Below are 14,046 nucleotides of genomic sequence, written 5' to 3' on the forward strand. Positions count from 1 at the left end.
TATTAGTACTGCCGGGCCTTCGCCAGGTGTTCATTGAGTTTTTTCGCAGCGGCATTCGTGCGTTCGCTGGTGGACACTTGCGCCACACCCACCCGCCACCACGACAGGTAGCCGTGGACCATGGTCTTGGGCAGCACCTTGATATCGATCAGCGTCGACACCGTTTGTATACGCGCATCCGCCAGCGCGGCTTCGAGTTGCTCCACGGTGCTGACCTTGTAGGTCTTGCAGCCATAGGCCGCCGCGCTCATGGCGAAGTCCACTGGCACCAGGCCGCCGTCGAGCTTGCCGCTCTCGGGGTTGCGGTAGCGGAATTCGGTGCCGAAGCTGTCCATGCCGTTGCCGATCTGCAGGTTGTTGATGCAGCCGAACGCCATGTTGTCGAGCAGCACCACGTTGATCTTGCGCCGCTCCTGGATCGAGGTGGCCAGCTCCGAGTGCAGCATCATGTAGGAGCCATCGCCGACCAGCGCGTACACCTCTTTAGTCGGCTCGGCGAGTTTCACGCCGAGCGCCGCGTTGATCTCGTAGCCCATGCACGAGTAGCCGTATTCGACGTGGTAGGTGTTGACGCCCTTGCTGCGCCAGGCGCGTTGCAGGTCGCCGGGCAGGCTGCCGGCGGCGGCGACGATGATCGCGTCGTCGGCCAGGGTCTGGTTGAGCACACCCAGTACACGGCTCTGGGTCAGGCACGAGCCGGTCAGCTCGATGAATTCACGCAGCACGCCACGGTCGAGACGGTCGTCGACCTCGGGCACAAACCCGTCGCCGTCATATTCCACCTGGTGCACACGATCCACTTCGGCGTCCAACTGCGCCTTGGCCGCGACGACCTGCCCACCCCAGCCGGAGCGGTAATCGCCGAGGGCATCGGCCAATGCTTCGAGGGCGACCTGCGCATCGGCCAGCACTTGCACGCCGTCGAGCTTCAAGGCATCGCAGGGGCTGACATTGAGGTTGAGGAACGTCACCTCAGGGTGCTTGAACAGCGATTTGGACGAGGTGGTGAAGTCGGTGTAACGCGTGCCCACACCAATGATCAGGTCGGCCTCGGGCGCCAGCAGGTTGGCCGCCAGGCAGCCGGTTTCGCCAATGCCACCCACGTTCAGCGGATGGCTGGAGACCACGGCGCTCTTGCCCGCCTGGGTCTCGGCGAAGGGAATATCAAAGCGTTCGGCAAAGGCTTGCAGCGCGGCATTCGCGCCGGAGTACTTAACACCGCCACCGCAGATGATCAGCGGCTTACGCTTGCCCCGGAAGGCGGCCAATGCATCACCGATCATCGCGCCGGTGGCCGGGCGACGCTCGATACGGTGCACACGTTTGTGCAGGAAATAATCCGGATAATCCCAGGCCTCGGCCTGCACATCCTGGGGCAATGCCAGGGTCACCGCGCCGGTTTCAGCCGGATCGGTGAGCACACGCATGGCGTGGATCGCGGCGCTCATCAACTGCTCGGGGCGGTTGATGCGGTCCCAGTATTTGCTGACCGAGCGGAAGGCATCGTTGGTGCTGATGCTCAAGTCGTGGAACTGCTCGATCTGTTGCAGCACCGGGTCAGGCTGGCGGCTGGCGTACACATCGCCGGGCAACAGCAACAACGGGATACGGTTGGCCGTGGCGGTCGCGGCGGCGGTCAGCATATTGGCAGCGCCTGGGCCGACGGACGCCGTACACGCGTAGATCTTGCGGCGCAGGTGCTGCTTGGCGAACCCGATCGCCGCATGGGCCATGCCTTGCTCGTTGCGACCCTGGTGCACCACCAGGTCGCCGCTGTCCTGCTCCAGGGCCTGGCCCAGGCCCAGCACGTTGCCGTGGCCGAAAATGGTGAACACCCCGGCGACGAACTTGCTCTGCACGCCATCGACTTCGATGTATTGGTTGTCCAGGAACTTCACCAGGGCCTGGGCCATGGTCAGTCGGGTTGTGGTCATGTCGCGCCCCTTATCGTTTCTGCAGGTGGGCGATGCTTGCGCCCAAGGCCTGCTGGATATCCGCCAGCCCGTGCACGCTCTCGGCAAACGGCTCGAACGACAGGTAGCCGCTGTAGCCGGTGCTGAGCAAGGTGTCGATCTGCGCCGCATTGCCGAGGATGTCGCCCTCGCCCACCAGCACGCGGTGGCCGTCGCGAATCGAACTCAGCGGCGCTTGGGCATCTTCGACGCCGGAGATATGCACCAGGCCGGTCAACTCCGGGAAGAACTCATGTTCGCTGGCCAGGTGATGATGGAAGGTGTCGTGCACCAGCCGGAACACATCCAGGCCGCCGATGGACATGATCGCGTCCACCGCCACGCGCTTGCGCCGCAGCGCACACTCTTCAAAGCCCAGGGGCTCGATAAACCCGAGGATGCCGTACTCGCGCAGGATCGGCGCCAGCTCGCTCAAGGCCGTGCGCAAGCCGGCTGCACGCTGGGCTTCGTTGCGGGTGTCGCCCGGCTCGTTGAGCGGGCACATCACCAGGCCCTGGGCGCCGCACTCGCGGGCGTAGGTCGCCATCTGGATTGCCTGGGCACGGCGCTCGTCGTTCCACACATCAAAGGGGTACAGCGCGTTGATCGACAGCACCGTGATGCCCTGCACCGCGCACAACTCACGCACGCGGCTGGCCGGGGTGCCGAACTCGATCTGCTTGTCCGCCAGGTCATTGCGCAACTCGATGGCATCGCACTTGAGCGCCGCCGCCAACTGGATGAAATCCGGCAGGGACAGGTTGGGCGCGACCATGCGGTTAAGGGCGAAACGTAGAGGCGACTTCATTGTTGTTATTCTCCGTCCGGAACCGCTGATTAGAGGTCCAGCAGCCAGCTGTGCTGCGGGTCGTTGTGGAAATGCCAGGCGCGCTTGGGGCCGGCCATCACGTTCAGGTAATAGGACTCGTAGCCATAGGGCACGCTGACCGGGTGATAGCCCTTGGGCACGACGACCAGGTCACTGTTTTCCACGGCCATGGCCTGGTCGATGCTGCGGTCGTCGGTATAGACGCGCTGGAACACAAAGCCCTGGGGCGGATTGATCTGGTGGTAGTAGGTCTCTTCGAGGAAGCTCTGGCGCGGCAAGTCATCGGTGTCGTGTTTGTGCGGCGGGTAGCTCGACGAATGCCCGGACGGCGTGCGCACCTCCACCACCAGCAGCGAATGGGCTGGCTCGCTGTCGGGCAGGATGTCGCACACGTAGCGGGTGTTGGCACCTTTGCCGCGCACGCTGCGCTTGCAGGTTTGCGGGCGGATCAGCCGCGGTTCGTAGCCTTCGGCGCCGGGCGCGGCGCAGACCGCAATCTGCACATCGCTCAAGGCGGTGACCTGGGCATCGGTGCCCGGCGGCAGGTAAGCGGCGAACGGCGATTTGTCTTCAAACACCGATTGGCGATCCCCCAGGTTCTGCCAGTTGAAGCCCTCCCCCTCGATGTTTACGCGGCCGCTGAGCAATACCAGGCACAACTCCTGGTCTCCGGCGCTGACCGGCAGGGTTTCGCCCAGGCTCAGGCGGTAGGCGGCGAACCCTACGTACTCCAGGCGCCCGGGCTCCAGGGCGACCATGGTCTGCCCGCGTTTGCTGCTTTTGACCAACAAGCTCATTGTCCGGTCCTCTCATTCAGAAGCGCACGCAAGGTGTCGTAGCCTTTTTTCGCATAGATATAGCTGGGCGCCACGGCCGGGTCCTGTTCGGCTTCCACCACCAGCCAACCTTCATAGTGGGCGGCCAGCAGCACATCGAGCAGTTCGGCGAAGTCGATATCGCCATCGCCGGGCACGGTGAAAGTGCCGTTGACGATGCAGTCGGGAAAACTCCACATCTGGTTGCGCGCCAGTTGCACCACCGGTTTGCGCACGTCCTTGAAATGCACATGGCAGACGCGGTCGATATGTTTGCGCAGCACCGCGAGAGGCTCGCCGCCGCCCATGTAGCAATGGCCCGAATCGAACAGCAGGCCGACTTCGGGGCCGGTGCGTTGCATCAGTTGGTCGATGTCTTCCGGGGACTCGACGTACGCGCCCATATGGTGGTGATACGCCAGGCGCACACCCTGGGACAGGGTGAACTGCGCCAGTTCGGTGAGTTTGTCGGCATAGTCCTGCCAGGCCTGTTCGCTGTGGAAACGCGGACGTTCGATCAGGCGGATGCGCGAGCCCTGGATCGAATCGGCCACTTCGCCGTAGACCAGTACCGAGGCGCCGTTCTGTTTGAGCAACTCGACATGGCAGGCGATGGCCTCGATTTCTTCCGCCACCGAGCGCCGGGCCAGGCGGCTGGAGTACCAGCCGGAGACCAGCGCCAGGTCATACGGGCGCAACACATCGCCGACGCCCTTGGCGTCCTTGGGGAATTTGCCGTTGAGCTCGAAGCCTTCGTAGCCGATTTCCTTGCCTTCGCTGAGGGCGGTGCTCAGGGGCGTTTCACCGCCCAGGGCCGGCAGGTCGTCGTTGCTCCAGGAGATCGGGTTGATGCCAATTCGGATTGCGGGCATGGCTGCACCTTTATTATTTTCAGGTATCACTGAGATCTGCTTTTTGCTGTATGTGGGAGGGGGCTTGCCCCCGATAGCTGAGTGTCAGACACCACTGCTGTCACTGAACAACCGCAATCGGGGGCAAGCCCCCTCCCACATTGGATTGCATTTCAAATCAAGAACCGGGTTTAGCCTCGGGCACTGCGCCAGGCGTTGATCAGTTGTTCGAACGTGGCCTGCACCTGCTGGATCAGGGTTTCATCGTCGATCTCCCCCGCCATCCACGCCCGGCTCGGCGCCTGGAAGATCGTGCGGCCCACGGCAAAGCCTCGGCAAGTGGTGCTCAGGCGGGCCTGCTGGAAGCCATCGGCGAGGCATTCGGCCGAGGCATTCAGGCCCAGCAGCACCACGCCTCGGCAGTACGGGTCGCGCTCCTGGATCAGGGCGTCGAGCTTGCGCCAGTCCTCGGCCGATTGCGCCTCGATCTTCCACCACGCCGGGTAGATCCCCAGGTTGTACAGGCGCTTGAGGCTGCGATAGAGCACGTCGGGATAGGTGGACGGGTGGTCTTTGGGTGGGATGACTTCCAGCAGCAGTTCATGACCGCTGACAATCGACGCCTCGTACACCGCTTTCAGTTGCGCTTCCTGTTCCAGGCGCAGCAAGGGTTCGTCGTCCGGGTGGAATTGCACCAGGCACTTGATGATCTGTTCCTGGGGCCAGGCAATCAGGTTGCTGCCCACCGAACGGCCATGCTCGAACGCCAGCGGCCGCGAGTTCTGCACTTCCACCGGGCGCGCGATCCACCAGCCACGACCGCTGGCGGCGTTGAGTGCGTCCTGGCCGAAGCGCTGGTCGGCGAGCAGGCCGACATCGGCCTCTACGCCTTGTTCGGCGAGCTTTTGCTCGACACGTTCGATGGCCTGGATAAACAGTTGCTTGGCCTCGCTGATGCGCGCAAGGTCCTGGCCGCCCTTTTGTGCCAGGTCCACCAGTTGCCAGCGGTGGTCGAAGGCAAACACGAACAGCTGCTTCCAGCATTTGCGCGGTACCGTCACGCGGTGCAGGCGTTGCAGGGTCACGTCCTGGTCCGGACGGGTGATCGGCACCGGGCTGTTGAACAGGTATTCCAGCTCCGCCGGCGTCGGCATCGCCGGTGCGCAGGCGTGGCGCGAAACCACCAGGCCACCGCAGGCATTGGCCAATTGGCTGCAACGCTCGTCGCTGGCATCGTTGAGCCAGCCGCTGAGGAAGCCCGACATGAACGCATCGCCGGCCCCCAGCACGTTAAGCACTTCCACGCGCACGCCGGGGTAGATGGCGCCGTCTTCCAAGCGAGCGGGGATGGCGCCGTGGATGACCGTGCAGCCTTGCGGGCCAAGCTTGACCACCAGCGTCGCCGGGGTCAGTTCACGCACCTTGCGCAAGGCAGCGAGCAAGTCTTCACTGCCGCCCGCGATGAGGAATTCTTCTTCGGTGCCGACGATCAGGTCGAAGCGCGGCAGGATCTTCTGCACGTGCTGGCTGACATTCTGGTCGGCAACAAAACGGGTTTCGCCATCGGCCTTGCCCGCCAGGCCCCACAGCACCGGGCGGTAGTCGATATCCAGCACACGCTTGACGTTGTGCCTGGCCGCGTAATCCAGCGCCTGGATGCTGGCCTTGTACACGCCGTCGGTGGAGAAATGCGTGCCGGTGATCAGCAGGGCTTTACTGGACGCGATAAAGGCTTCGTTGACGTCTTCGGCACGCAGGGCCATGTCGGCGCAGTTTTCGCGGTAGAACACCAGGGGGAAGGTTTCACGGTCCTTGAGGCCGAGCAACACCAGGGCGGTGAGGCGTTCCGGGTCGACCTTGATGCCGCTGACATCGCAGCCTTCGCGGGCCAGGGACTCCACCAGGAAGCGGCCCATGTGGTCGTCGCCGACCCGGCTCAGCATCGCCGACTTGAGCCCGAGCCTGGCGGTGCCGAAGGCGATGTTGGCGGAGGACCCGCCGAGGTACTTGGCGAAGCTGGACACGTCCTCAAGCCGCGCACCGACTTGCTGTGCATAGAGGTCGACGCCCAGGCGCCCGAGGCAAATCAGATCCAATTGACGCCCACTGGCAAAACGAGTCTGGCCCATGCTGGCTCCTGTTATTTTTATCAGCCTGCGTTGTGCCGCCGCGGGGCGGCAAACGCTCTTGGTGGGAGCAGACTAGAACGTCCGGCGGCGCCAATCAATATTTATTCCATATATTTTTTCATTGGAATATTTTTTCCATTAAGCTCCTGCAGGGGCGCTCCCACCACAGTGCATCGTTTCAGCAGGCCACGCCGGCCGTGATGCCGGGGTATTTTTTTGCGCCTACCCTGTAGACTTGCGCCACCCATCAGCGCAACAGACGAATACGCCAGAAGGATTGCCCATGTCCCGCACCGATCCCGAGACCACCCTGGAAGACTCTATCGCCAGCCCTCCGATCAATGCCGAGCGCCTGTTGCAGCTGATCACCGACGAATACGAGAGCCTGCCGCGCCAGCTCAAGCGCATCGCCAGCTACATGAGCCAGCAGAGCGACCGGATCATGGTCGACCGCATCAGCGACATCGCCCGTGAATGCGAAGTGCACCCGTCGGCCATCGTGCGTTTCTCGCAGCGTTTCGGGTTCAGTGGGTTCAGCGAGATGCAGGCGCTGTTCCGCGAGGCCTACACCCACAAGACCACGCCGGTGCAGAACTACCAGCAACGCATCCGCAGCATGATCGCCAACAAGTCGCAGAAAGCCAGCGGCGGCGACCTGGCGCGCGAATGCGTCAACGCGACCTTGTCCGGCATCGAGCGTCTGGGGCTGGAGCTGGACGATGCCGCGTTCGACAAAGCCGTGGACCTGGTGGTGAATGCCGACAATATCTACGTAGTCGGCGTGCGCCGCTCTTTTGCGGTGGCCGATTACCTGGTCTACAACCTGCAGCACACCAACAAGCGCATCCACCTGATCTCGGGCCTGGGCGGCAGCTATCGCGAGCAGATGCGCAGCGTGCGCGCCAATGACCTGGTGATCGCCATCAGTTTCACGCCCTACGGCAAAGAGACCCAGCACTGCCTGCGCATCGCCCAGCACCACCAGGCCAAGACGCTGATCATCACCGACAGCAACCTGTCGCCCCTGGCCAAGCGGGCTAACGCGGTGCTGTTGGTGAATGAAGGCTCGTCGTTCGCCTTCCGCTCGTTGAGTGCCACCTTGTGCCTGTGCCAGGCGTTGTTTATTGCGGTGGCGTACCGGTTGGAGTTGAAGGTGGATGAGATTCATGAGCAGGTCGGGTTTGACGACTGAAGCTGCCGGCATTGGAGTTCCCCTGTGGGAGGGAGCTTGCTCCCGATAGCGGTGTGTCAGTCACTGGATTTGTGCCTGATCCTGCGCTATCGGGGGCAAGCCCCCTCCCACATGTTTATCGGCGGCGCATCAGGTAGTAGGCTGCGGGAATGACGAACAGCGAGAGCAACGGCGCGGTGAGCATCCCGCCAATCATCGGCGCAGCAATCCGGCTCATCACCTCACTGCCGGTGCCGCTGCCCAGCAAAATCGGCAGTAGCCCGGCGATGATCACCGCCACCGTCATCGCCTTGGGCCGAACCCGCATGACTGCGCCTTCGGTGATGGCTGCCAATAGATTGCCATCCTTGCGCTCGGCCCAGGCGTTCTTCAGGTACAGCAGCATGATCACGCCGAACTCCGCCGACACCCCCGCCAGCGCGATAAAGCCCACGCCCGTGGCCACCGACAGGTTGAAGCCCAGCCAGTAAAGCAGCCACACGCCGCCGGTCAACGCGAACGGCAAGGTCGCCAGGATCAGCAACGCCTCCCCCACCCGGCGAAAGGTCAGGTACAGCAGTACAAAGATGATCAGCAAGGTGGCCGGCACCACCAGCTTCAGGCGCTGATTGGCGCGTTCGAGGAACTCGAACTGCCCCGAATAACTGAGGCTCATGCCCGGTTGCAGTTGCACCTGCTGGTTGATCGCCGCACGCAGGTCCCTGACCACCGAGGCCAGGTCACGATCACGCACGTCGATATAGACCCAGCCGGAAGGCCGCGCGTTTTCGCTCTTGAGCATCGGCGGACCATCACTGACCTTGATCCTGGCGACCGTGCCCAAAGTGATCTGGCTGCCCTGCGGCGTGTACACCGGCAGGTTGCGTAGCGCCTCCACCGAGTCGCGCCATTCTTTCGGGTAACGCAGGCTGATAGGGAAACGCGCCAGGCCTTCCACGGTTTCGCCAATGGTTTCACCGCCCACCGCGCCCGACACGATGGACTGCACATCGCTGATGTTCAGCCCGTATTGCGCGGCGGCGGCACGATCGATGTCGACGTCGATATAGCGCCCGCCGGTCAGGCGTTCGGCCAACGCCGAACTCACGCCCGGCACGGTCTTGGCGACTTTCTCCACGGCCTGGGTCACCGCATCGATCTGCATCAGGCGGGTGCCTGCGACCTTTACGCCAATCGGACTCTTGACCCCGGTGGCCAGCATGTCGATGCGGTTGCGGATCGGCGGAATCCAGATATTGGTCAGGCCCGGCACCTGCACCACGCGGTCCAGCTCCTTGACCAGTTTGTCCGGGGTCATGCCGGGGCGCCATTGATCCTTGGGCTTGAACGCGATGGTGGTCTCGAACATCTCCAGCGGCGCCGGGTCGGTGGCGGTTTCGGCACGACCGGCCTTGCCAAATACGTGAGCGACTTCGGGCACGGTCTTGATCAGGCGGTCGGTGCGTTGCAGCAATTCGCCCGCCGTCTGTGTCGACAAGCCCGGCAGCGCCGAAGGCATGTACAGCAAGTCGCCCTCATCCAGCGGCGGCAGGAATTCCCCGCCCAGTTTCGACACCGGCCACAGCGCGCTCGCCACCATCAGCAGCGCCACCAGCAAGGTCATGCGCGGCCAACGCAGCACCGCCTCCAGCGCCGGCTGGTAGAGCTTGATCAGGCTGCGATTGAGCGGGTTGCGTTGCTCGTCGGGTATGCGCCCGCGAATCCAGTAGCCCATCAGCACCGGGACCAGGGTCACCGACAACCCGGCGGCGGCCGCCATGGCGTAGGTCTTGGTGTAGGCCAGCGGCCCGAACAGACGGCCTTCCTGGGCCTGCAAGGTGAACACCGGAATAAACGACAGCGTAATGATCAGCAGGCAGAAAAACAGCGCCGGGCCCACCTCGACCGCTGCGTCCGTCATCACCTTCCAGTGCTCATCGCCCTTGAGTTCCCGGCCGGGATGGGCGTGGTGCCAGGCTTCGATTTTCTTGTGGGCGTTTTCGATCATCACCACCGCCGCATCGACCATCGCGCCAATGGCGATCGCAATGCCGCCCAGGGACATGATGTTGGCGTTGATGCCCTGGAAACGCATGACGATAAACGCGATCAATACGCCCACCGGCAACGAGATGATCGCCACCAGGGACGAACGCAGGTGCCACAGGAAAATCCCGCACACCAGCGCCACTACCAGGAACTCTTCCAGCAGTTTATGGCTGAGGTTATCCACGGCACGGTCGATCAGCTTGCTGCGGTCGTAGGTGGTGACGATTTCCACACCGGGCGGCAGGCTGCTTTTCAACTGCTCGAGTTTGGTCTTGACCGCCGCGATGGCTTCCCGCGCATTCTTGCCGCTGCGCAGGATTACCACGCCGCCGACCGCTTCGCCCTCACCGTCCAGCTCACTGATGCCCCGGCGCAGGTCCGGGCCCAGCTGGATGTTCGCCACGTCGCCGAGGGTGACCGGCACATTGTTGGTGTTCAGGCGCAGCGGGATGGCACGGAAGTCGGAGAGATTCTTCAGGTAGCCGGAGGCGCGCACCACATACTCGGACTCGCCCAGGTTCAATACCGAGCCGCCGGCTTCCTGGTTGGCCTGGTCAATCGCTGCTTTCACCTGTACCTGGGTGATGCCGCGACTGGCCAGGGCCAGCGGATCGAGCTGCACCTGGTATTGCTTGACCTGGCCGCCGATGGTAGCGACCTCCGCCACGTTTGGCAGGGTCTTGAGTTCGAACTTGAGGAACCAGTCCTGCAACGCGCGCAATTGCGCCAGGTCGTGCTGGCCGGTGCGGTCCACCAAGGCGTACTGGTAGATCCAGCCCACGCCGGTGGCGTCCGGCCCCAATGACGGTTTGGCTGATGCGGGCAGCCGCGCCTGCAACTGGCTGAGGTATTCCAGCACCCGCGAGCGCGCCCAGTACAGGTCGGTGCCTTCGTCGAACAACACGTACACGTAGCTGTCGCCGAAGAACGAAAAACCGCGCACGGTCTTGGCCCCCGGCACCGAGAGCATGGTGGTGGTCATCGGGTACGTGACCTGGTTCTCGACGATCTGCGGCGCCTGGCCCGGGTACGGGGTGCGGATGATCACCTGCACATCCGAGAGATCTGGCAAAGCGTCGACGGGTGTGTTCTGCACCGACCAGACACCCCACGCGGTGATGAACAAGGTGGCGAGCAGCACCAGAAAACGATTGGCCACCGACCAGCGAATCAACAGGGCGATCATGGCTGGGCTCCCGGCTGCATGTTCATCGCTGCTTCGGCCGCGGTGGCCGTAACGCCCTTGAGACTGGCCTCGGAGTCGAGCAGGAACTGCCCGGAGGCGACCACCTGCTGACCTTCCTGCAGGCCGCTGAGGATCACCGTGTGGTCCTGGTTTTCTACCCCGGTTTCAACCTCGACCGGACGATAGTGCCCGCCCTCCTCGGCCAGCATCACCAGCACGCGCTTGCCGGTGCGGATCAACGCTTCGCTGGGCACCTGCAACAGCGCTTGCCCGCCGGTCTGCGCCAGACTGACCTGGGCGGTCATGCCAGGGCGCAGGGCGCCGTCGGGGTTGGGCAGCTCGACCCGCACTTGCACAGTGCGGCTGTCCATGGCGGTGGCAGGCAAGATCGCGCTGACCGTGCCGTCGAGCGTCTTGCCCGGTAAACCGACAAAGTGGCTCTGCACCCGTTGCCCCACGTTCAACATTGCGCCTTGGGCTTCAGGCACGGCGACCTGCAACCACACCTGATCCAGGCCGTTGAACCGCGCCAGGGTCTGCCCCGGCGTCACCGTCATGCCTTCGCGCACCTCAAGGGTTTGCAGTGCGCCGCTGATCGGGCTGGTCACGGTCAGGACCGACTGCACCTGGCCGCTGCGCTCCATCTGCGCAATCAACCCCGCCGGCATCCCGCTCAGACGCAGGCGTTGGCGGGCAGCGTCGATCAAGCCGCGCTCGCCGCTGCGCCGCAGGGCCAGGAACTCTTCCTGGGCGGCCGCCCACTCGGGTATCAGCAGGTCCACCAATGGCGCGCCAGCCTTGAGCACATCCCCCGGTGCCCGTGCGTAGACCCGCTCGACAAACCCCGCCGCCCGCGCCTGCACCACCGCCACATCACGCTCGTTGAAGGCCAGAATGCCCGACAGCTCCAGGCGGGACGTCAGCACGCCGCGGCTCACGCTCGCCAGGCGCACGCCGATGTTCTGCGCCAGGCCTGGGTCAATCTGCACCGCCGGCGTAGCCGCCGATGCGGCCCCGTCGGCGTAGCGCGGCACCAACTGCATGTCCATGAACGGCGACTTGCCGGGCTTATCGAACTGTTGTTGCGGGAACATCGGGTCGTACCAGTACAGCGCCCGCCTGTCGGCCTTGGCGGGCATGGATGAGGCGCCGGGCTGCCACTGCGCCAGCCCGTAGCCCGCTCCCAGGCCCAGCAGCAATACAGCGGCCACGATTGAATTATTCATTGGCGGGTTCCCCATAGGCGAAATACAGCTGCGCACCGACCAGGGCGCGTTGCTCGATGGCATCGATCTGTTTGAAACGGGCTTCGACCAGTTCACGGCGCGCGTTGACCAGCGTCATCAAGTCGCCTTTGCCGGCGCGATAGCCGGCCAGGCTCAAGCTGACTTTTTCCTCGGCCAGCGGCACCAGGCTGTCCTGACTGCGCTGCACCGCACGGTCCAGACGCTGGTAGTCGGCCAGGTCGTCATCGAGCATCTGGATATGCTCACGGGTAGCGGCTTCGCTCTCGGCGTCGAGTTGGTCCAACTCGGCCTGCTTGGCGGCGATGCCGGGGTTTTGTCGACGGCCGGGGAAGATCGGCAAGTCAAAGGTGAACTGCACGTTGACCATGTCACCGAACTCACGGCTGCGGTGCCCGTAATCGACCTCCCAACTCCAGTCCGAGGTCTTTTGCGCCTTGGCCTCCTGCAACCGCGCCTGCGCTTCACGGGTGCGCGGCACGTAGGCTTGCAGTGCCGGATGCTGATGCAGGTTGTGGTTCAGGCTATGGGGGTCGAAGGTCCAGTCGGGCAGTTGCCCGCTGGGGGCTTCGTTGGCGGCCGGGCCGATCCAGCGCTTGAGCGCGGCGCGGGCCTGGGTACGTTGCTGGGTCAACTCATCTTCGCGCCCGGCCAGCTCCGCGGCTTCCTGCCGGGGGATGACCGCGTCGGCGGCCTGGCCACGGCCGCCGGCCAACTGCGCACGCACGGTGTCTTGCAACAGGCGGTTCTGTTGGTAGAAGTCCTTGAACAGGGCTTGCTTGCGCGCGACCGCATACGCACGAATCCACGCCTGGGCCGTGGCCTGGCGCACGTTGAGGCGCTCGATGCGCCCTTCGGCGGCCGCCCGCTCGACGGTTGCATCGGCCAGCTCGACCCGGGCCTTGCGTTTGTCGCGGCTAGGCACCTGTTGCTGGATGCCGATCATCTGTTGCGTCATCTCGTCGCCATACAACGTGCCGCGATTGGGCCCGCCAATGGGAAAGTCCTGCAGGCCGACCACCAGCTTCGGGTCAGGCAATTCGCCCGCCGGGATCGCCGCCTGGGTGGCGGCCTGCAACTTGGCCGACTCGGCCAGCAGCGACGGTGCATTGTTTTGCGCCAGGCGCAGGGCGTCGTCCAGGGTCAGCGCGTTCGCCAACGCCGGCCACGCCAGCACGCCCACCACCAGGGCGCGCATGTAGGAGGCATTCATGTTGAAAATTCCTGTTCCGTTGCGCTGTGCACCGCGTCAGGCGGCCCAGAGCAAAACCATCCCGGTCAGGGGATGCGTCTTGAGGTGCAACAGGAATCAGGCCCGGGGTGGGCGCCAGACGCCGGACGGCGTGCGGTCGGGGATAAAATCGGAAGCGGTGCCGACGAGCAGCGGATGGGCCGGGCTCAAGGGAGCCTTGAGCAGCGGCAGGGAGAATTGCAGCACGCCACCGGTCTTGCATTCCTGACCGGGTTTACAGGCCTTGCCATGATCCGCGCCGTCCTGGCAGCAGTCAGGCGACATGTCGCTCATCATCGGCATGTCCGACATCTTCATCGGGCACGGCTCGGTGCTTGACGGCACCCCCGCCATCCCGGTCAGGGGAAGCGTGAGGCTCAACAACAGGACGAGGACTAAACGCAGAAGGCGGCTCATGGGGCGCGAGTCTAGCCAAGCGCGGGTTAAGCCACCATTAAACAAATGTGGGAGCGGAATTGCTCACGAACGGGGCGTGTCAGTCAACGCAGCAGTTGTTGACACACCCCGTTCGCGAGCAAGCCCGCTCCCACCAGGGATCGAGCCAGGCTCGGGATCAGTGCATGAAGAT

The 14,046-nt window shown here is 63.9% G+C and carries 10 protein-coding genes; 1 reads left to right on the forward strand and 9 read right to left on the reverse strand.

Features of this window, described 5'->3' with window-relative positions:
* Positions 1-2: 2 nt before the first annotated feature.
* From iolD to iolC, 5 genes are all read right to left on the reverse strand, one after another.
* Positions 3-1,934, reverse strand: coding sequence for a 3D-(3,5/4)-trihydroxycyclohexane-1,2-dione acylhydrolase (decyclizing) (gene iolD / locus BM110_RS14120; RefSeq protein ID WP_092245568.1), 1,932 nt, complete (start codon positions 1,932-1,934; stop codon positions 3-5).
* Positions 1,935-1,944: 10 nt separating this feature from the next.
* Positions 1,945-2,760: a TIM barrel protein gene (locus BM110_RS14125; RefSeq protein WP_093513623.1), complete on the reverse strand. Its 816-nt coding sequence runs from the start codon at positions 2,758-2,760 to the stop codon at positions 1,945-1,947.
* Positions 2,761-2,789: 29 nt separating this feature from the next.
* A complete protein-coding gene (iolB, locus tag BM110_RS14130) occupies positions 2,790-3,578 on the reverse strand; it encodes a 5-deoxy-glucuronate isomerase (protein WP_092245574.1) in 789 nt (262 codons plus the stop codon).
* Positions 3,575-4,468 carry a myo-inosose-2 dehydratase gene (gene iolE / locus BM110_RS14135; RefSeq protein ID WP_092245577.1) on the reverse strand — a complete coding sequence of 298 codons (894 nt, stop codon included), beginning with the start codon at positions 4,466-4,468 and terminating at the stop codon, positions 3,575-3,577. Before iolE ends, iolB begins: the two co-directional genes overlap by 4 nt.
* 170 nt (positions 4,469-4,638) lie before the next feature.
* Positions 4,639-6,576: a bifunctional 5-dehydro-2-deoxygluconokinase/5-dehydro-2-deoxyphosphogluconate aldolase gene (gene iolC, locus BM110_RS14140; protein WP_093513624.1), complete on the reverse strand. Its 1,938-nt coding sequence runs from the start codon at positions 6,574-6,576 to the stop codon at positions 4,639-4,641.
* Positions 6,577-6,859: 283 nt separating this feature from the next.
* Between iolC and BM110_RS14145 the strand changes: the two genes are divergently transcribed.
* Positions 6,860-7,768: a MurR/RpiR family transcriptional regulator gene (locus BM110_RS14145; protein ID WP_058425739.1), complete on the forward strand. Its 909-nt coding sequence runs from the start codon at positions 6,860-6,862 to the stop codon at positions 7,766-7,768.
* Positions 7,769-7,883: 115 nt separating this feature from the next.
* On the opposite strand, the gene BM110_RS14150 is transcribed toward BM110_RS14145, so the two are convergent.
* The 4 genes from BM110_RS14150 to BM110_RS14165 all read right to left on the reverse strand — a co-directional run bounded on the left by BM110_RS14150 (position 7,884) and on the right by BM110_RS14165 (position 13,874).
* Positions 7,884-10,982, reverse strand: a complete 3,099-nt coding sequence (locus BM110_RS14150) for an efflux RND transporter permease subunit (RefSeq protein WP_093513625.1) — start codon at positions 10,980-10,982, stop codon at positions 7,884-7,886.
* Positions 10,979-12,208 (reverse strand): efflux RND transporter periplasmic adaptor subunit, encoded by a 1,230-nt coding sequence (locus tag BM110_RS14155; protein WP_256575411.1) that lies wholly within the window; start codon positions 12,206-12,208, stop codon positions 10,979-10,981. The genes BM110_RS14150 and BM110_RS14155 overlap by 4 nt, the downstream gene beginning before the upstream one ends.
* Complete coding sequence (locus tag BM110_RS14160) at positions 12,201-13,439, reverse strand: TolC family protein (RefSeq protein ID WP_093513626.1); 1,239 nt, start codon at positions 13,437-13,439, stop codon at positions 12,201-12,203. The genes BM110_RS14155 and BM110_RS14160 overlap by 8 nt, the downstream gene beginning before the upstream one ends.
* A 96-nt stretch (positions 13,440-13,535) precedes the next feature.
* The gene (locus tag BM110_RS14165) at positions 13,536-13,874 is read right to left on the reverse strand and encodes a hypothetical protein (protein WP_093126946.1); all 339 of its coding nucleotides are present in this window, start codon (positions 13,872-13,874) and stop codon (positions 13,536-13,538) included.
* Positions 13,875-14,046 lie beyond the last annotated feature (172 nt).

This window comes from Pseudomonas sp. NFPP28 (assembly GCF_900115535.1).
GTDB lineage: Bacteria > Pseudomonadota > Gammaproteobacteria > Pseudomonadales > Pseudomonadaceae > Aquipseudomonas > Aquipseudomonas extremorientalis.